Raw genomic sequence first — 18,743 nt, 5'->3', positions numbered from 1 at the left:
TCTCTCAAAACTAGATAACAGGTGTGACATCATTCAAAAATATGGTTAAGTCCTCGATCGATTAGTATCTGTCAGCTCCATGTGTCGCCACACTTCCACCTCAGACCTATCAACCTGATCATCTTTCAGGGATCTTACTTCCTTGCGGAATGGGAAATCTCATCTTGAGGGGGGCTTCATGCTTAGATGCTTTCAGCACTTATCCCGTCCGCACATAGCTACCCAGCGATGCCCTTGGCAGAACAACTGGTACACCAGCGGTGCGTCCATCCCGGTCCTCTCGTACTAAGGACAGCTCCTCTCAAATTTCCTGCGCCCGCGACGGATAGGGACCGAACTGTCTCACGACGTTCTGAACCCAGCTCGCGTACCGCTTTAATGGGCGAACAGCCCAACCCTTGGGACCGACTACAGCCCCAGGATGCGATGAGCCGACATCGAGGTGCCAAACCTCCCCGTCGATGTGGACTCTTGGGGGAGATAAGCCTGTTATCCCCGGGGTAGCTTTTATCCGTTGAGCGATGGCCCTTCCATGCGGAACCACCGGATCACTAAGCCCGACTTTCGTCCCTGCTCGACTTGTAGGTCTCGCAGTCAAGCTCCCTTGTGCCTTTACACTCTGCGAATGATTTCCAACCATTCTGAGGGAACCTTTGGGCGCCTCCGTTACCTTTTAGGAGGCGACCGCCCCAGTCAAACTGCCCACCTGACACTGTCTCCCCGCCCGATAAGGGCGGCGGGTTAGAAGGTCAATACAGCCAGGGTAGTATCCCACCGATGCCTCCACCGAAGCTGGCGCTCCGGTTTCCAAGGCTCCTACCTATCCTGTACAAGCTGTACCAACATTCAATATCAGGCTGCAGTAAAGCTCCACGGGGTCTTTCCGTCCTGTCGCGGGTAACCTGCATCTTCACAGGTACTATAATTTCACCGAGTCTCTCGTTGAGACAGTGCCCAGATCGTTGCGCCTTTCGTGCGGGTCGGAACTTACCCGACAAGGAATTTCGCTACCTTAGGACCGTTATAGTTACGGCCGCCGTTTACTGGGGCTTCAATTCGCACCTTCGCTTACGCTAAGCGCTCCTCTTAACCTTCCAGCACCGGGCAGGCGTCAGCCCCTATACTTCGCCTTACGGCTTCGCAGAGACCTGTGTTTTTGCTAAACAGTCGCCTGGGCCTATTCACTGCGGCTCTCTCGGGCTTGCACCCTAACAGAGCACCCCTTCTCCCGAAGTTACGGGGTCATTTTGCCGAGTTCCTTAACGAGAGTTCTCTCGATCACCTTAGGATTCTCTCCTCGCCTACCTGTGTCGGTTTGCGGTACGGGCACCTCTCACCTCGCTAGAGGCTTTTCTTGGCAGTGTGGAATCAGGAACTTCGCTACTATATTTCGCTCGCCATCACAGCTCAGCCTTATGGGAAACGGATTTGCCTATTTCCCAGCCTAACTGCTTGGACGCGGATATCCAATACCGCGCTTACCCTATCCTCCTGCGTCCCCCCATTGCTCAAATGGTGAGGAGGTGGTACAGGAATATCAACCTGTTGTCCATCGCCTACGCCTTTCGGCCTCGGCTTAGGTCCCGACTAACCCTGAGCGGACGAGCCTTCCTCAGGAAACCTTAGGCATTCGGTGGAGGGGATTCTCACCCCTCTTTCGCTACTCATACCGGCATTCTCACTTCTAAGCGCTCCACCAGTCCTTCCGGTCTGGCTTCACAGCCCTTAGAACGCTCTCCTACCACTGTTCGAAGAACAGTCCGCAGCTTCGGTGATACGTTTAGCCCCGGTACATTTTCGGCGCAGAGTCACTCGACCAGTGAGCTATTACGCACTCTTTAAATGGTGGCTGCTTCTAAGCCAACATCCTGGTTGTCTAAGCAACTCCACATCCTTTTCCACTTAACGTATACTTTGGGACCTTAGCTGGCGGTCTGGGCTGTTTCCCTTTCGACTACGGATCTTATCACTCGCAGTCTGACTCCCAAGGATAAGTCATTGGCATTCGGAGTTTGACTGAATTCGGTAACCCGGTAGGGGCCCCTAGTCCAATCAGTGCTCTACCTCCAAGACTCTTACCTTGAGGCTAGCCCTAAAGCTATTTCGGAGAGAACCAGCTATCTCCAGGTTCGATTGGCATTTCACCCCTACCCACACCTCATCCCCGCACTTTTCAACGTGCGTGGGTTCGGGCCTCCATTCAGTGTTACCTGAACTTCACCCTGGACATGGGTAGATCACCTGGTTTCGGGTCTACGACCACGTACTCATGCGCCCTATTCAGACTCGCTTTCGCTGCGGCTCCGCATCTTCTGCTTAACCTTGCACGGGATCGTAACTCGCCGGTTCATTCTACAAAAGGCACGCCATCACCCGTTAACGGGCTCTGACTACTTGTAGGCACACGGTTTCAGGATCTCTTTCACTCCCCTTCCGGGGTGCTTTTCACCTTTCCCTCACGGTACTGGTTCACTATCGGTCACTAGGGAGTATTTAGCCTTGGGAGATGGTCCTCCCGGATTCCGACGGAATTTCACGTGTTCCGCCGTACTCAGGATCCACTCAGGAGAGAACGAAGTTTTGACTACAGGGCTGTTACCTCCTATGGCGGGCCTTTCCAGACCTCTTCATCTACCTCGTTCCTTTGTAACTCCGTACAGAGTGTCCTACAACCCCAAGAGGCAAGCCTCTTGGTTTGGGCTAATCCCGTTTCGCTCGCCGCTACTCAGGGAATCGCATTTGCTTTCTCTTCCTCCGGGTACTTAGATGTTTCAGTTCCCCGGGTCTGCCTTCTCATATCCTATGAATTCAGATATGGATACCACTCCATTACGAGTGGTGGGTTTCCCCATTCGGAAATCTCCGGATCAAAGCTTGCTTACAGCTCCCCGAAGCATATCGGTGTTCGTCCCGTCCTTCATCGGCTCCTAGTGCCAAGGCATCCACCGTGCGCCCTTTCTAACTTAACCGTTAAAAAGAATCACTATGTGATATCTTGTATTACTAATTGAATGTGATGTCTACTGTTATCTAGTTTTCAAAGAACACGTTTCGAAGGAATGATCCTTCAAAACTAAACAAGACAGGGAACGTTCTGTTTATAAGACCCAAGGTCTTATATTCCGTATAATATCCTTAGAAAGGAGGTGATCCAGCCGCACCTTCCGATACGGCTACCTTGTTACGACTTCACCCCAATCATCTGTCCCACCTTCGGCGGCTGGCTCCTAAAAGGTTACCTCACCGACTTCGGGTGTTACAAACTCTCGTGGTGTGACGGGCGGTGTGTACAAGGCCCGGGAACGTATTCACCGCGGCATGCTGATCCGCGATTACTAGCGATTCCAGCTTCACGCAGTCGAGTTGCAGACTGCGATCCGAACTGAGAACAGATTTGTGGGATTGGCTTAACCTCGCGGTTTCGCTGCCCTTTGTTCTGTCCATTGTAGCACGTGTGTAGCCCAGGTCATAAGGGGCATGATGATTTGACGTCATCCCCACCTTCCTCCGGTTTGTCACCGGCAGTCACCTTAGAGTGCCCAACTGAATGCTGGCAACTAAGATCAAGGGTTGCGCTCGTTGCGGGACTTAACCCAACATCTCACGACACGAGCTGACGACAACCATGCACCACCTGTCACTCTGCCCCCGAAGGGGACGTCCTATCTCTAGGATTGTCAGAGGATGTCAAGACCTGGTAAGGTTCTTCGCGTTGCTTCGAATTAAACCACATGCTCCACCGCTTGTGCGGGCCCCCGTCAATTCCTTTGAGTTTCAGTCTTGCGACCGTACTCCCCAGGCGGAGTGCTTAATGCGTTAGCTGCAGCACTAAGGGGCGGAAACCCCCTAACACTTAGCACTCATCGTTTACGGCGTGGACTACCAGGGTATCTAATCCTGTTCGCTCCCCACGCTTTCGCTCCTCAGCGTCAGTTACAGACCAGAGAGTCGCCTTCGCCACTGGTGTTCCTCCACATCTCTACGCATTTCACCGCTACACGTGGAATTCCACTCTCCTCTTCTGCACTCAAGTTCCCCAGTTTCCAATGACCCTCCCCGGTTGAGCCGGGGGCTTTCACATCAGACTTAAGAAACCGCCTGCGAGCCCTTTACGCCCAATAATTCCGGACAACGCTTGCCACCTACGTATTACCGCGGCTGCTGGCACGTAGTTAGCCGTGGCTTTCTGGTTAGGTACCGTCAAGGTACCGCCCTATTCGAACGGTACTTGTTCTTCCCTAACAACAGAGCTTTACGATCCGAAAACCTTCATCACTCACGCGGCGTTGCTCCGTCAGACTTTCGTCCATTGCGGAAGATTCCCTACTGCTGCCTCCCGTAGGAGTCTGGGCCGTGTCTCAGTCCCAGTGTGGCCGATCACCCTCTCAGGTCGGCTACGCATCGTTGCCTTGGTGAGCCATTACCTCACCAACTAGCTAATGCGCCGCGGGTCCATCTGTAAGTGGTAGCCGAAGCCACCTTTTATGTTTGAACCATGCGGTTCAAACAACCATCCGGTATTAGCCCCGGTTTCCCGGAGTTATCCCAGTCTTACAGGCAGGTTACCCACGTGTTACTCACCCGTCCGCCGCTAACATCAGGGAGCAAGCTCCCATCTGTCCGCTCGACTTGCATGTATTAGGCACGCCGCCAGCGTTCGTCCTGAGCCAGGATCAAACTCTCCGATAAAGTAGTTTGACTGACTACGCACATCGCTGTGCGATTTTTTAAAAACTGAATTAACAGGTACGTTTTGTCTTGTTTAGTTTTCAAAGATCATTTTGTTTGTTTGCTTTGTTAAAGCAACTTTATTAGTATACAACGTCACTTCTTCAAAGTCAACAACTTTTTTAAAAAAATTACACTAACGTGCAATTGCTTGGCGGCGTCCTACTCTCACAGGGGGAAACCCCCGACTACCATCGGCGCTGAAGAGCTTAACTTCCGTGTTCGGTATGGGAACGGGTGTGACCTCTTCGCTATCGCCACCAAACAAATTGAGAGTGTTCTCTCAAAACTAGATAACAGGTGTGACATCATTCAAAAATATGGTTAAGTCCTCGATCGATTAGTATCTGTCAGCTCCATGTGTCGCCACACTTCCACCTCAGACCTATCAACCTGATCATCTTTCAGGGATCTTACTTCCTTGCGGAATGGGAAATCTCATCTTGAGGGGGGCTTCATGCTTAGATGCTTTCAGCACTTATCCCGTCCGCACATAGCTACCCAGCGATGCCCTTGGCAGAACAACTGGTACACCAGCGGTGCGTCCATCCCGGTCCTCTCGTACTAAGGACAGCTCCTCTCAAATTTCCTGCGCCCGCGACGGATAGGGACCGAACTGTCTCACGACGTTCTGAACCCAGCTCGCGTACCGCTTTAATGGGCGAACAGCCCAACCCTTGGGACCGACTACAGCCCCAGGATGCGATGAGCCGACATCGAGGTGCCAAACCTCCCCGTCGATGTGGACTCTTGGGGGAGATAAGCCTGTTATCCCCGGGGTAGCTTTTATCCGTTGAGCGATGGCCCTTCCATGCGGAACCACCGGATCACTAAGCCCGACTTTCGTCCCTGCTCGACTTGTAGGTCTCGCAGTCAAGCTCCCTTGTGCCTTTACACTCTGCGAATGATTTCCAACCATTCTGAGGGAACCTTTGGGCGCCTCCGTTACCTTTTAGGAGGCGACCGCCCCAGTCAAACTGCCCACCTGACACTGTCTCCCCGCCCGATAAGGGCGGCGGGTTAGAAGGTCAATACAGCCAGGGTAGTATCCCACCGATGCCTCCACCGAAGCTGGCGCTCCGGTTTCCAAGGCTCCTACCTATCCTGTACAAGCTGTACCAACATTCAATATCAGGCTGCAGTAAAGCTCCACGGGGTCTTTCCGTCCTGTCGCGGGTAACCTGCATCTTCACAGGTACTATAATTTCACCGAGTCTCTCGTTGAGACAGTGCCCAGATCGTTGCGCCTTTCGTGCGGGTCGGAACTTACCCGACAAGGAATTTCGCTACCTTAGGACCGTTATAGTTACGGCCGCCGTTTACTGGGGCTTCAATTCGCACCTTCGCTTACGCTAAGCGCTCCTCTTAACCTTCCAGCACCGGGCAGGCGTCAGCCCCTATACTTCGCCTTACGGCTTCGCAGAGACCTGTGTTTTTGCTAAACAGTCGCCTGGGCCTATTCACTGCGGCTCTCTCGGGCTTGCACCCTAACAGAGCACCCCTTCTCCCGAAGTTACGGGGTCATTTTGCCGAGTTCCTTAACGAGAGTTCTCTCGATCACCTTAGGATTCTCTCCTCGCCTACCTGTGTCGGTTTGCGGTACGGGCACCTCTCACCTCGCTAGAGGCTTTTCTTGGCAGTGTGGAATCAGGAACTTCGCTACTATATTTCGCTCGCCATCACAGCTCAGCCTTATGGGAAACGGATTTGCCTATTTCCCAGCCTAACTGCTTGGACGCGGATATCCAATACCGCGCTTACCCTATCCTCCTGCGTCCCCCCATTGCTCAAATGGTGAGGAGGTGGTACAGGAATATCAACCTGTTGTCCATCGCCTACGCCTTTCGGCCTCGGCTTAGGTCCCGACTAACCCTGAGCGGACGAGCCTTCCTCAGGAAACCTTAGGCATTCGGTGGAGGGGATTCTCACCCCTCTTTCGCTACTCATACCGGCATTCTCACTTCTAAGCGCTCCACCAGTCCTTCCGGTCTGGCTTCACAGCCCTTAGAACGCTCTCCTACCACTGTTCGAAGAACAGTCCGCAGCTTCGGTGATACGTTTAGCCCCGGTACATTTTCGGCGCAGAGTCACTCGACCAGTGAGCTATTACGCACTCTTTAAATGGTGGCTGCTTCTAAGCCAACATCCTGGTTGTCTAAGCAACTCCACATCCTTTTCCACTTAACGTATACTTTGGGACCTTAGCTGGCGGTCTGGGCTGTTTCCCTTTCGACTACGGATCTTATCACTCGCAGTCTGACTCCCAAGGATAAGTCATTGGCATTCGGAGTTTGACTGAATTCGGTAACCCGGTAGGGGCCCCTAGTCCAATCAGTGCTCTACCTCCAAGACTCTTACCTTGAGGCTAGCCCTAAAGCTATTTCGGAGAGAACCAGCTATCTCCAGGTTCGATTGGCATTTCACCCCTACCCACACCTCATCCCCGCACTTTTCAACGTGCGTGGGTTCGGGCCTCCATTCAGTGTTACCTGAACTTCACCCTGGACATGGGTAGATCACCTGGTTTCGGGTCTACGACCACGTACTCATGCGCCCTATTCAGACTCGCTTTCGCTGCGGCTCCGCATCTTCTGCTTAACCTTGCACGGGATCGTAACTCGCCGGTTCATTCTACAAAAGGCACGCCATCACCCGTTAACGGGCTCTGACTACTTGTAGGCACACGGTTTCAGGATCTCTTTCACTCCCCTTCCGGGGTGCTTTTCACCTTTCCCTCACGGTACTGGTTCACTATCGGTCACTAGGGAGTATTTAGCCTTGGGAGATGGTCCTCCCGGATTCCGACGGAATTTCACGTGTTCCGCCGTACTCAGGATCCACTCAGGAGAGAACGAAGTTTTGACTACAGGGCTGTTACCTCCTATGGCGGGCCTTTCCAGACCTCTTCATCTACCTCGTTCCTTTGTAACTCCGTACAGAGTGTCCTACAACCCCAAGAGGCAAGCCTCTTGGTTTGGGCTAATCCCGTTTCGCTCGCCGCTACTCAGGGAATCGCATTTGCTTTCTCTTCCTCCGGGTACTTAGATGTTTCAGTTCCCCGGGTCTGCCTTCTCATATCCTATGAATTCAGATATGGATACCACTCCATTACGAGTGGTGGGTTTCCCCATTCGGAAATCTCCGGATCAAAGCTTGCTTACAGCTCCCCGAAGCATATCGGTGTTCGTCCCGTCCTTCATCGGCTCCTAGTGCCAAGGCATCCACCGTGCGCCCTTTCTAACTTAACCGTTAAAAAGAATCACTATGTGATATCTTGTATTACTAATTGAATGTGATGTCTACTGTTATCTAGTTTTCAAAGAACACGTTTCGAAGGAATGATCCTTCAAAACTAAACAAGACAGGGAACGTTCTGTTTATAAGACCCAAGGTCTTATATTCCGTATAATATCCTTAGAAAGGAGGTGATCCAGCCGCACCTTCCGATACGGCTACCTTGTTACGACTTCACCCCAATCATCTGTCCCACCTTCGGCGGCTGGCTCCTAAAAGGTTACCTCACCGACTTCGGGTGTTACAAACTCTCGTGGTGTGACGGGCGGTGTGTACAAGGCCCGGGAACGTATTCACCGCGGCATGCTGATCCGCGATTACTAGCGATTCCAGCTTCACGCAGTCGAGTTGCAGACTGCGATCCGAACTGAGAACAGATTTGTGGGATTGGCTTAACCTCGCGGTTTCGCTGCCCTTTGTTCTGTCCATTGTAGCACGTGTGTAGCCCAGGTCATAAGGGGCATGATGATTTGACGTCATCCCCACCTTCCTCCGGTTTGTCACCGGCAGTCACCTTAGAGTGCCCAACTGAATGCTGGCAACTAAGATCAAGGGTTGCGCTCGTTGCGGGACTTAACCCAACATCTCACGACACGAGCTGACGACAACCATGCACCACCTGTCACTCTGCCCCCGAAGGGGACGTCCTATCTCTAGGATTGTCAGAGGATGTCAAGACCTGGTAAGGTTCTTCGCGTTGCTTCGAATTAAACCACATGCTCCACCGCTTGTGCGGGCCCCCGTCAATTCCTTTGAGTTTCAGTCTTGCGACCGTACTCCCCAGGCGGAGTGCTTAATGCGTTAGCTGCAGCACTAAGGGGCGGAAACCCCCTAACACTTAGCACTCATCGTTTACGGCGTGGACTACCAGGGTATCTAATCCTGTTCGCTCCCCACGCTTTCGCTCCTCAGCGTCAGTTACAGACCAGAGAGTCGCCTTCGCCACTGGTGTTCCTCCACATCTCTACGCATTTCACCGCTACACGTGGAATTCCACTCTCCTCTTCTGCACTCAAGTTCCCCAGTTTCCAATGACCCTCCCCGGTTGAGCCGGGGGCTTTCACATCAGACTTAAGAAACCGCCTGCGAGCCCTTTACGCCCAATAATTCCGGACAACGCTTGCCACCTACGTATTACCGCGGCTGCTGGCACGTAGTTAGCCGTGGCTTTCTGGTTAGGTACCGTCAAGGTACCGCCCTATTCGAACGGTACTTGTTCTTCCCTAACAACAGAGCTTTACGATCCGAAAACCTTCATCACTCACGCGGCGTTGCTCCGTCAGACTTTCGTCCATTGCGGAAGATTCCCTACTGCTGCCTCCCGTAGGAGTCTGGGCCGTGTCTCAGTCCCAGTGTGGCCGATCACCCTCTCAGGTCGGCTACGCATCGTTGCCTTGGTGAGCCATTACCTCACCAACTAGCTAATGCGCCGCGGGTCCATCTGTAAGTGGTAGCCGAAGCCACCTTTTATGTTTGAACCATGCGGTTCAAACAACCATCCGGTATTAGCCCCGGTTTCCCGGAGTTATCCCAGTCTTACAGGCAGGTTACCCACGTGTTACTCACCCGTCCGCCGCTAACATCAGGGAGCAAGCTCCCATCTGTCCGCTCGACTTGCATGTATTAGGCACGCCGCCAGCGTTCGTCCTGAGCCAGGATCAAACTCTCCGATAAAGTAGTTTGACTGACTACGCACATCGCTGTGCGATTTTTTAAAAACTGAATTAACAGGTACGTTTTGTCTTGTTTAGTTTTCAAAGATCATTTTGTTTGTTTGCTTTGTTAAAGCAACTTTATTAGTATACAACGTCACTTCTTCAAAGTCAACAACTTTTTAAAAACTTTTGGTGGAGCCTAGCGGGATCGAACCGCTGACCTCCTGCGTGCAAAGCAGGCGCTCTCCCAGCTGAGCTAAGGCCCCATAAAAAATGGTCGGGAAGACAGGATTCGAACCTGCGACCCCATGGTCCCAAACCATGTGCTCTACCAAGCTGAGCTACTTCCCGATTTCCCATCTATTCTATTAAAAGATATGGCGCGCCCGAGAGGAGTCGAACCCCTAACCTTTTGATCCGTAGTCAAACGCTCTATCCAATTGAGCTACGGGCGCAATTCAATTTACAATATCCCGTTGGGATAAATGGAGCGGAAGACGGGATTCGAACCCGCGACCCCCACCTTGGCAAGGTGGTGTTCTACCACTGAACTACTTCCGCATCTCGCAATAAAAAAAGCTTTCTCCTTATTGAGAAACCTTGGTAATAATACATTTAATAAAGCTTCCAAGCGTAATCGAACCGCTGACCTCTTCCTTACCACGGAAGAGCAACTTGAAAGTTTATATCCGGTTTCTTAGGACAAAGGTAATTATAGCAGGGTTTTGATAAATGTCAATACGGTTTAGACAAATTTAGAAAGGTGGCGAATAATCGTGTTTACCACCTTTCTGCCACCCTGGGTAGCGGACACCTAAAATTAAACGAATAAATAATTCATTAAAATTAAAAATTAGTGCAAAATAAAAAAACATCTATTAATAACATGGCTTCCATCTAACAACTCTCAATGTTCTTGGTAATCCTTCTTCCCACGTTAAATATTTCAGACCATAATTAATTACAATTGCAGCACTCACTACACAAGGTGGCTGTGAACCACAACTACATGTTCATATATATGCAGCACTCAATGTTGGGCTTTCACCAGGTGAGATAGTTGAATCAATATTTCACTGTACGCCTTATACCGGCTTTCTAAGAGTGCTGAATGCAACCTTTGTAGCAAAACGAATTTTTGAAGAGCATAACATTCAAACGATATCCACTTAAAAAATTATAAGCTTTCCCGTTTAGGCGCCAGAGGAACCCTGGCGTTTTATATTATGTTCTACTTTAATGGAAAGAATCGTTTTGAATGATTTGAAAAAGAAGACAGGAAAGAATGAAGAGGATATCCGTGCAACTGTGAAGTATGTTTAAGGTTATTACTATCATTTCTTGTTTATTCTTTTAATTTGATTTAGAACATTTATAAGTTAATGTTAATACTACAATACGGTTTCCTAAGAGCAACCTCAGTTCTACTATCGACCCATTAGCTTAAACGTAAAAAGCACCCGTTTTCAGGTGCCCCAAACAACTATGATATTTTCCTCAATCTATTAGCGCTGAATCCACTGCTTTGGTATGTTTTGACGAGATCGCCCAATCGTACCGAAAAGCCCAAGATGCCGCTGCCCCTGTTCGTTCCACGCGGTACATCATACCAATGTCCGCTCAATTCCACCGCTCCACTCCAATCGTAACTCACTTCCCCTTCTAACACATTGGTCCAATTATGACCACTGCCGTTGTCGCTTAATCCTACCCACCAGACCTTATTGTTATCGAGATGGCGGATGTAGTAAATGCCTCCATCGTCGCCTCGCCAGGTTCCTGTCAAATCGTACGCAGGTTGCCTCCAATGAGTTAATATAGGTACCTGATTGTAGTACATAAGTAGCTCTCCTCTATTGGAATTTTTATTCGTTACAGCATAAGTCCACTACATTTAATACCGAATTCGTTGCCATGTAGTCGCGCCAATTCCACCGGATACCTTAGTCAACCGGTCTCCACTACGGGCGACGACTAAGGTGCCACTGCCCTTGTTCGTTCCACGCGGTACATCGGCCCAATTTCCAGAGATCACCTCTGATCCAGTTTCATCAAACATCCGCATTCCATGAAACACGTGTGTCCAGTGTTGCCCCCTACCGTTGTCGCTGAAGCCTGCCCACCAGACATGGGGGTCATCATGCCGGATGTAGTACACGCCTCCATCGTTGCCTCGCCAGATTCCTGTCATATCCGCTTCCTGCCGAGTCACTTGTGCATCAACAAAAGACTCCCAATCATGCATATGCCTCCAATGAGTTAGCATAGGAACCTGATTGTAGTACATAAATAGCACTCCTCCATTGGAATTTTTGGGTTTATTACACATAACATATGATGAAACATAACAATTGAACCTAGGCAAATGCTGATTTGAGATTATAAATATCGATGATAATCTGATTCAAATAATAGGTTAAATGACACACATCAAATTGATCATTTCGCTTTTTTAAAATGACATTACATTCTGCTTCTACTTTTTCTTATGGTAAAATTTCGTTGAAGCTTTTTAAATGAAAGGATATGATCATGAAGGTATTTGAAGCTAAATCATTGCTTTCTGAAGCTGAAAACCGTGCAAAGGAATACAAAGATACAAGGAGTCAAATGGTCAAATTAAAGAAAGCCTTCAAATCAGTGGCTGATCTTGATGACAGTGAGTTTTCAGGTAAGGGTGCCAATAACATAAAGGCATTTTATGAAGATCAAGCAGGGATCGCTGACCAGTGGATTGATTTGATTGACATGAAAATCGCATTTCTCACGAGTGTTACTGGCATTCTGGAAGACGCAAGCTTATCGGATGCCTACATAGAAGAATCTTTTTTAGAGCACGAGCTGGCAAACGCTTATACTAAATCAAAATCCATCATGTCAGAACAGAAAAAAGCAATGAAGGACATTCTAAATGACATCAACGACATACTACCGCTAGATTTATTCTCCACAGAAACTTTTAAAGACGAACTCTCTTCAACCGACAACAAACGTACCAAGACTATCAAAAAAATTTATGATATCGATGAAAATTTAACATCTGAATATGCGCTCTCAGAAGCAAATGAACAATTGATTCAAACTGATTACCAAGCACTCATGAACGCTACATCAAAAGGCAAAAGCGCCTCCCCTATTTACTATAATGCAAAAGCTTATAGGGACAGTGAAATTCATAAGATGACCGAGGATGTAAAAAAACAATCTACTGATTATATTTCCTTCAAAGATCAGCAGGCCGAACAAAGAAGAATTGCGAAAGAACAGGAAGAACTCGCAAATAGGCCATGGTATGAAAAGACTTGGGATTTCGTTTGTAATTTTACGGGGGAAGTCTCCGGATATTATGATTATAAGAGAGCTGCTGATGGTGTCGATCCAGTCACCGGTGAAAAATTAACTGATGGGCAACGGGTGGCAGCTGGCGCAATGGCTGCGGCAGGATACATCCCTATAGTTGGCTGGGCCGGGAAATTAGCCAAAGGCGGAAAGGCTGTTTACTCAACGAGCAAATCCATCTATAGGGCAGACAAAGCGCTTGATATCTATAAAACTTCTAAGACATTCCCTGCCCTTCAAAACTCCAGTAAAGGACTCTACGGTCTTGCGTCAGCGAATGGTTTTAGTGAAGCAATAACTGGCCGCGATATGTTTGGGAATAAAATTTCCGAGGAGAGACGTGAAAACAGCTTAAACAGTGCGCTTGCCTCAATTGCTCCAATAGGAATGATTGGTGCAGGTAAAGCATTAAAAATAAATTCTGGTGCAGGTAATCCTTCCAACTTATTCAGAGGAGAAGATTTCCCTTATGCAACAAAAAGACCAAATGGTATCGGTAAATCTCATATTTCACCTGAGACCGGGAACCTTGTCCCCGCAAACAAAAGTGGAATGTATCAAGGCCGTCAGGTAACTGTTACGGAACATATTTTAGGAGGGTATAGGAAAGGTGGAAAATCCAATAGTCCATATACCAGTTTTACAATTAACAAAAAGATAGCAAAAGGTTACGGGGAATATACTATTGAATTAAATATATCAGCTCTACGAAAAGCCATACGTTCTGGAGAACTAAAAGGAGTTGCTATCCTGAATCCAAAACAAATTGAGAGACTTATTAAAAATGACACGAGACAAACAGAAAATTGGAAGAAAAAAGCTCTAAAATGGACTAGTAGAGATACGGAGTATTTTGTTAAAGGTGAGATACCAAAAGAATACTTCAAAATGTTTCCTAAGGAGTGAGGAGTATGTTTCTTTATTATCAAAATGAATGCTTAGGTGAAATAGATGGAGCAACAATAGAAGGGCCTTGGGCTTATGGAAAAATCAAACCTAATGAGAATATGGAAAAATTCAAAGATTTTTTCAGAGCAGTGGTGGATGAAGATGATCCCTCTGCAATTGAGAAGTTTGATGATGCTCTACTAGATGATGATAATTGGTTTATCATCGATGATGAGCAAAAAAAAGTAGGGATTTCTTTACCAGGAATCTACGAAGAAGATAACGAAATAAACTGGAGATGGAGATAAAAACAAAAAGGCCCCCTCATTAAGAGACAGGGCCTTTTTAGTGATGCTTCATTGCATCTTGAATAGTTCGCCCAAAGTTCAAATAAAAATTAAAATTAAGTCCTTTGTTGTATATATTAATTTTAAGAAAAGGAGGGATTTGTGATTTTTTATTACGAAGTAATTTGTATAAGTTGCAGGAAAAAATTTAGAGTATATGAAGGCACATTGAAATATAAGCAAGTTAAAGAAAACATGAATGGAAAATATACTTGTGAAGAATGTGGTCATAACATACGTTTAGAGGCTATAAAAAACTTTTTCAGATAACACTTTTTAAGAATTCACAGTATGTTAACTAGAAAACTCGCAAAAGCCTGATTTAATAGGCTTTCTTTTTTTGCATAAAAAAATACCCCCAGTTTGTTCACTGAGGGCAGGTTTTTAGCTTTAAGCGTCCTTTTTATTCTTATAGGGTACAAAATCCTGAATTGCGTTTGTTCCTGTAAGAACGGTCAGTTTTTGATTAGTAAAGTTTTCTTGAACATAGGCTTTTGCATCTGAAAGAGCCTTATCAGCTTTCTCTTGTGATGCTATTTCTGTCTCAAGCTTCTTCCACCCCTGCCAATTCGCCTTCAGCTCGCTTACTTTTCGATATCTTCTGTTATTCAGAATGACAGTATCTATTATCTGAAGCGGTTCATTTAAAGCGGCTCGCAAGGTATATGCCAAGTGAGCCGGCTTCATATTCTCCAAGGTTTCTATGAGTTCAGACATGTGTTGCATATCATCGAAGAACTCAGTGAATTTACGGAAACTAAGGAATTAATTAAGGCGGACTCAGCGCAATCGGCGGATCTCATCGGTGTCACCTGATTCCCGCGGTACGTTCAAAATCTTTTCCCATCGTTCAAGCCCCCACCGACCGCGGAGGATCGAGTATCAGTTGGTGAACGTGGAACACGGGTTCCGCCGCTTTCTTCCCACAGACGGAAGGCTTCATCTCGTTTAGGATCTCGTGGTCTCGGCATTACATCTCACCCACCTCCGGACCTCATAATTAAGTTTGTGTTTGTTTTATATAAATTTTTCTGATGTGTCTGCTGTTACACCTTTAGACAAAATATTCATTTTTTCTTATTTAGACTTACATCTATGTCGAAAGTTATTGTTTGGCATACCTTATACTATCTCTACTAAAGGAGGCGATATCATGGGATTCTACAGCGGATATTCTGGTGGATACTCTGGCGGCGGATACGGAAGCAGCTTCGTATTGATCGTAGTCTTATTCATCCTGTTGATCATTGTTGGTGCTACATTCCTTTACTAATCTTAGAGTAAATCCAAAGCCTTTTGAATCACCTCCCTGTAAACTGCAGACGCCATAAGAAGCTTTTATGGCGTTTTGCTATGTGATTAATTAGTACAAATCTTCATCTTTCTGAAGCTCTATATCAAGCTCTATGAGCTTTTTCAAATCGTCCACAGTATTCACCTTGATATGGCCACTTTGGAAGTCTTTAACCCACTGGGCAATACCTGCTTGAATGATTTTTCGGTATTTCTCTTTTGATTGACTGATGTTCTCTAACAACTCGGCACTATGCAGGAGAAGGAGATTCTCTTTTTCATCACCAGAAAGGGAACATATGTTTCTATTTTCTATTGCCATCCTCCCTGTCCTCCATTACAATATGAGATGAGAGCGTGATGTTTTCCACAACGCGGCCGCGTCTTGATCACGCTCTTTGACAGGGAGTTTTTCTCTGTTTTGAAAGAGGAGGGTGTTAGCAGCACCCTCTTTTCTCATTTAAAAAAACCGCCTTATGGATAAAGACGGTTTGTTCTAATTATTCCTCTGTTTGTTGCTTCTCTTCTTTCTCTTCTGACTTTAATTCTTCTGATTGCTGTTCATCTGGTCGCAGTTCCGTCTCTTGGAAACCTTTAAAGCGATATACTCTTTTACTAATCCTACGACCGGACCCAGAAAGTCCTATATTCAAATTTGATTCCTTATATTGAACTCCTGCTGCTCCATCACCCTGTGTATCATAATATTCCTCAATTTCTACTTCGTTAGCACGCATGATTCTATCTGCTATAGCGACCTCTTGAAATACCTTAGCTTGTGCTTCAGAAATTATCTCTTGCCTCGCAACCTCTGATTCTAGTTGCTCCAAATTTTCAGAGGATTGATTAATCTTATTAAGACGCTCCGCAACATGATTAACAAAATTTAACGGTATGGTAGCACCTATGCTACTACCAAAAGCCTCTACTGCTACTTCTAAAGCAGCCTTACCTAATCCTCTATTTTCTTTTGCCATACCTCTACCACCCTTGTGAAATTTGTTTACTTTAATTTAATACTTAATTAAACAAATTGCCACCTAGTATTTAGACATTAAGAAAAACATTGGGTCTTTATTTGTTCCGCTATTCTCTTCATCATGATAGGCGGGACACTCATACCACAAACATACTGCACTGAAGCGTCCATAAAGTCATAATCGAGAGGAAATGATTGCATCAAAATAATGTCTCGTTCAGAGATATAATAAGGCTCGTCATATCTGACAAAGACAGAACCACTGGCAAGTGTAGGCGGTACTAGACTGTTTTTCACTAAAATCGTATTGAAATTAGATTCTTTCCCCTCTGTCCTTTTCGTTATATCACCTATGTTGCTATCTGATGGTTTTCTCTTCACCCATCTCCGATACAATTTTGATGTCTCTTTCAATCTGGATCCACGCCCGCTCCTAAACTCTTTATAAGGGATAGGCCGCTCATTAAACGAGAGCTTTAACTGAGGTAAGTTCAGATCTTTCCTTCGTCCAATAAAAAAGACCCGCTCTCTTCTTTGCGGGACTCCCATTGTGGCAGCATTCAACAAAAACACCTGAACGTCATAGCCGATTTCTTTCGCTCTTTCTATTACAAGCTTCACATACCCTTTTGCTTTGCCAATGATCATGCCTTTCACATTTTCAGCTACAAAGATTTTAGGTCTCAATTTTTCAACTGCATTCAAATACTCAAAAAACAAATCATCAAGTGACTGTTTTGCCTGGCCCTCTCTGAAAGATTTTTCTTTTCCCCAAGCATCCTCTCGATCACCTGCCATTGAAAATACACTGCATGGAGGGAATCCATCGAAAATATCCAAATTGAATAATTCCTCCGGAAGATCGTCCAACTTGTTAAATTTCCTGATATCCATTAAAAACGAGTATTTAGGATTGTGATTCTTTCTATAGATTTTCATCATTTGCGGATCAATTTCACAGTTTCCAAGAAGGTTATAGCCAGCAAGCTTGTAACCCATGGAGGAACCGCCACCACATGAAAACGCACTAAAAACCTTCAATCCGTTCTGCTCAACATTTTTCAGATCAGACAGATACCATCTATAACTGTTCATTATTGCTCACCTACTCATTAAAAGAGAATCCACATTTAGGGCAGGTATGTTCAAATTGATCCTCTTCGTAATCATCAAGATTGATTTCATGATTATCGGTAACCTTCCCGCCGTTCCCCGCATGCCCTGTCAGATCTTCTAAAATACTTTCTAGTTCGCCTTCTGAAAAGCCGGTGAAGGACAGGTCAAAATTATTTTCTTCAAGCTCTCTTAAAACTTGTTCGAGCTTGTACTCATCCCAATCGCCGCCTGTTTTGTTAAGTACAATATTTAAGGCTTTTTCCTCGTTATCATCGAGATTTACCACCGAAACAGTAAGCTCTGTAGGGTTATTCTCCATATGTATTTTGAACCGCTGGTGGCCACCTACAAGGTTTCCTGTTCTTTCGTTCCAAACAAGCGGCTCGACATTACCGAACCGTTCAATAGATGCTTTTATTCTTTCATAATCGGGATCGCCTGGCTGAAGATCAATCCGAGGATTGTAGGGAGCGGGGTTAATCTTTTCTACTGGTATAGATCTAATATCCATATTGTTTCGCCTCCAAATAAAAAAGCACTCATCTAATATTGAGTGCTTTGGGTTCTAATTCTCTATTAGCAGCTTTTTTCTCAGTTTTTTCAAGTTCAGCTGTTTCAATTTCAGTAAGACATTCTTCCAAGATTCGTTTATAACCATAACTCTTACTTACATTACTAAAATAAATCCCTCTAAAAAGTAGGAATAACGCAAACAAGAGAAAAATAAAAAATAGTACACTAACAAGAATAAAATTTTCTTGGGCCATACTCCTCCCAGACGTAAAGTTATTTAATGCGGTAAAAAAAACAGTTAAGATAACACCATATAATGCAAAATAAGATGTATGCCAAATATTTGTGTCTTTATTTATATGAATAGAATCTTCTAAAATCCCGATGGAAACTTCAATCTCTTTTTTACCCAAATTAGACCTTACCTGCTCCTTATATTTTTCTCTAGTGGAAAAATTTTCATAATAAACCTTTTTTACCTTCTTTCCTTCAATTTCAATTGACTCTAAATATTCAATTACATACTTAGATTTATAAAACTTCCTCATACTATCACCCCCCATTATTATATCGTAGTCACCTTCAATTTTT

Annotated in this window: 11 protein-coding genes, 4 tRNA genes, 5 rRNA genes and 3 pseudogenes; 4 read left to right on the top strand and 19 right to left on the bottom strand. The window is 46.2% G+C overall.

The features are described from left to right. Positions 1-41: 41 nt before the first annotated feature. The 9 genes from MKY50_RS01100 to MKY50_RS01060 all read right to left on the bottom strand — a co-directional run bounded on the left by MKY50_RS01100 (position 42) and on the right by MKY50_RS01060 (position 10,238). Positions 42-2,969 (bottom strand): 23S ribosomal RNA (locus tag MKY50_RS01100). 170 nt (positions 2,970-3,139) lie between these two features. Then, a 16S ribosomal RNA gene (locus MKY50_RS01095) occupies positions 3,140-4,689 on the bottom strand. Positions 4,690-4,877: 188 nt separating this feature from the next. Then, positions 4,878-4,993, bottom strand: a 5S ribosomal RNA gene (gene rrf / locus MKY50_RS01090). Between the two features lie 55 nt (positions 4,994-5,048). Beyond that, positions 5,049-7,976 (bottom strand): 23S ribosomal RNA (locus tag MKY50_RS01085). A gap of 170 nt (positions 7,977-8,146) precedes the next feature. After that, positions 8,147-9,696 (bottom strand): 16S ribosomal RNA (locus MKY50_RS01080). The 16S, 23S and 5S rRNA genes sit together here with 4 tRNA genes alongside, the layout of an rRNA operon. A 171-nt stretch (positions 9,697-9,867) precedes the next feature. Next, positions 9,868-9,943: transfer RNA gene (locus MKY50_RS01075), tRNA-Ala, on the bottom strand. Between the two features lie 8 nt (positions 9,944-9,951). Continuing rightward, positions 9,952-10,028, bottom strand: a tRNA-Pro gene (locus tag MKY50_RS01070). Positions 10,029-10,055: 27 nt separating this feature from the next. After that, a tRNA-Arg gene (locus tag MKY50_RS01065) sits at positions 10,056-10,132 on the bottom strand. Between the two features lie 31 nt (positions 10,133-10,163). Further along, a tRNA-Gly gene (locus MKY50_RS01060) sits at positions 10,164-10,238 on the bottom strand. Between the two features lie 396 nt (positions 10,239-10,634). Here MKY50_RS01060 and MKY50_RS01055 point away from each other — a divergent pair. Then, positions 10,635-10,850: pseudogene (locus MKY50_RS01055) on the top strand (carboxymuconolactone decarboxylase family protein); the annotation flags it as partial. A gap of 310 nt (positions 10,851-11,160) precedes the next feature. Here MKY50_RS01055 and MKY50_RS01050 read toward each other — a convergent pair. Together MKY50_RS01050 and MKY50_RS01045 are read right to left on the bottom strand one after the other, a co-directional pair. Continuing rightward, positions 11,161-11,517, bottom strand: coding sequence for a hypothetical protein (locus tag MKY50_RS01050; RefSeq protein WP_029318131.1), 357 nt, complete (start codon positions 11,515-11,517; stop codon positions 11,161-11,163). 54 nt (positions 11,518-11,571) lie between these two features. Then, on the bottom strand, positions 11,572-11,964 hold the full coding sequence (locus MKY50_RS01045) for a hypothetical protein (protein ID WP_341116023.1): 393 nt from the start codon (positions 11,962-11,964) through the stop codon (positions 11,572-11,574). Between the two features lie 245 nt (positions 11,965-12,209). Here MKY50_RS01045 and MKY50_RS01040 point away from each other — a divergent pair, with 245 nt between their 5' ends. Both MKY50_RS01040 and MKY50_RS01035 read left to right on the top strand, forming a co-directional pair. Then, entirely contained in the window at positions 12,210-13,922 is a 1,713-nt protein-coding gene (locus MKY50_RS01040) for a ribonuclease YeeF family protein (protein ID WP_338382287.1), read from the top strand. Positions 13,923-13,927: 5 nt separating this feature from the next. Next, positions 13,928-14,212 carry a hypothetical protein gene (locus MKY50_RS01035; RefSeq protein WP_033885405.1) on the top strand — a complete coding sequence of 95 codons (285 nt, stop codon included), beginning with the start codon at positions 13,928-13,930 and terminating at the stop codon, positions 14,210-14,212. A gap of 462 nt (positions 14,213-14,674) precedes the next feature. On the opposite strand, the pseudogene MKY50_RS21695 reads toward MKY50_RS01035, so the two are convergent. The 3 genes and pseudogenes from MKY50_RS21695 to MKY50_RS01025 all read right to left on the bottom strand — a co-directional run. After that, positions 14,675-14,782 (bottom strand): annotated as a pseudogene (locus MKY50_RS21695) (hypothetical protein); the annotation flags it as partial. 33 nt (positions 14,783-14,815) lie between these two features. After that, positions 14,816-15,112 (bottom strand): annotated as a pseudogene (locus MKY50_RS01030) (YmfQ family protein); the annotation flags it as partial. Beyond that, positions 15,082-15,222, bottom strand: a complete 141-nt coding sequence (locus tag MKY50_RS01025) for a phage terminase small subunit-related protein (protein WP_080265386.1) — start codon at positions 15,220-15,222, stop codon at positions 15,082-15,084. The gene MKY50_RS01025 and the pseudogene MKY50_RS01030, both read right to left, overlap by 31 nt. A 182-nt stretch (positions 15,223-15,404) precedes the next feature. Between MKY50_RS01025 and yosA the strand changes: the two genes are divergently transcribed. After that, complete coding sequence (gene yosA, locus MKY50_RS01020) at positions 15,405-15,524, top strand: YhzE/YjcZ family sporulation protein YosA (protein WP_004399362.1); 120 nt, start codon at positions 15,405-15,407, stop codon at positions 15,522-15,524. 90 nt (positions 15,525-15,614) lie between these two features. Here yosA and MKY50_RS01015 read toward each other — a convergent pair whose 3' ends face one another. From MKY50_RS01015 to MKY50_RS00995, 5 genes are all read right to left on the bottom strand, one after another. Then, on the bottom strand, positions 15,615-15,866 hold the full coding sequence (locus tag MKY50_RS01015; protein WP_029318127.1) for a hypothetical protein: 252 nt from the start codon (positions 15,864-15,866) through the stop codon (positions 15,615-15,617). 178 nt (positions 15,867-16,044) lie between these two features. After that, positions 16,045-16,521 (bottom strand): hypothetical protein, encoded by a 477-nt coding sequence (locus tag MKY50_RS01010; protein ID WP_029318126.1) that lies wholly within the window; start codon positions 16,519-16,521, stop codon positions 16,045-16,047. Positions 16,522-16,598: 77 nt separating this feature from the next. Continuing rightward, the gene (locus MKY50_RS01005; protein ID WP_029318125.1) at positions 16,599-17,618 is read right to left on the bottom strand and encodes a DNA cytosine methyltransferase; all 1,020 of its coding nucleotides are present in this window, start codon (positions 17,616-17,618) and stop codon (positions 16,599-16,601) included. Between the two features lie 10 nt (positions 17,619-17,628). Further along, positions 17,629-18,150: a ParB N-terminal domain-containing protein gene (locus MKY50_RS01000; RefSeq protein WP_029318124.1), complete on the bottom strand. Its 522-nt coding sequence runs from the start codon at positions 18,148-18,150 to the stop codon at positions 17,629-17,631. Between the two features lie 28 nt (positions 18,151-18,178). Beyond that, positions 18,179-18,700 carry a hypothetical protein gene (locus MKY50_RS00995; RefSeq protein WP_116316732.1) on the bottom strand — a complete coding sequence of 174 codons (522 nt, stop codon included), beginning with the start codon at positions 18,698-18,700 and terminating at the stop codon, positions 18,179-18,181. Between the last annotated feature and the right edge of the window lie 43 nt (positions 18,701-18,743).

It is taken from the genome of Bacillus sp. FSL R7-0685 (genome assembly GCF_038002425.1).
GTDB lineage: Bacteria > Bacillota > Bacilli > Bacillales > Bacillaceae > Bacillus > Bacillus subtilis.
Note: the sequence above shows the minus strand (reverse complement) of the source record. Positions and strands in the feature narration are given on the sequence as shown.

Coding starts and splice junctions, on each gene's coding strand:
- MKY50_RS01040 (WP_338382287.1), top strand. CDS start 12,210: ATGAAGGTATTTGAAGCTAAATCATTGCTTTCTGAAGCTGAAAACCGT.
- MKY50_RS01045 (WP_341116023.1), bottom strand. CDS start 11,964: ATGTACTACAATCAGGTTCCTATGCTAACTCATTGGAGGCATATGCAT.
- MKY50_RS01005 (WP_029318125.1), bottom strand. CDS start 17,618: ATGAACAGTTATAGATGGTATCTGTCTGATCTGAAAAATGTTGAGCAG.
- MKY50_RS01015 (WP_029318127.1), bottom strand. CDS start 15,866: ATGGCAATAGAAAATAGAAACATATGTTCCCTTTCTGGTGATGAAAAA.
- MKY50_RS00995 (WP_116316732.1), bottom strand. CDS start 18,700: ATGAGGAAGTTTTATAAATCTAAGTATGTAATTGAATATTTAGAGTCA.
- yosA (WP_004399362.1), top strand. CDS start 15,405: ATGGGATTCTACAGCGGATATTCTGGTGGATACTCTGGCGGCGGATAC.
- MKY50_RS01025 (WP_080265386.1), bottom strand. CDS start 15,222: ATGCCGAGACCACGAGATCCTAAACGAGATGAAGCCTTCCGTCTGTGG.
- MKY50_RS01050 (WP_029318131.1), bottom strand. CDS start 11,517: ATGTACTACAATCAGGTACCTATATTAACTCATTGGAGGCAACCTGCG.
- MKY50_RS01010 (WP_029318126.1), bottom strand. CDS start 16,521: ATGGCAAAAGAAAATAGAGGATTAGGTAAGGCTGCTTTAGAAGTAGCA.
- MKY50_RS01000 (WP_029318124.1), bottom strand. CDS start 18,150: ATGGATATTAGATCTATACCAGTAGAAAAGATTAACCCCGCTCCCTAC.
- MKY50_RS01035 (WP_033885405.1), top strand. CDS start 13,928: ATGTTTCTTTATTATCAAAATGAATGCTTAGGTGAAATAGATGGAGCA.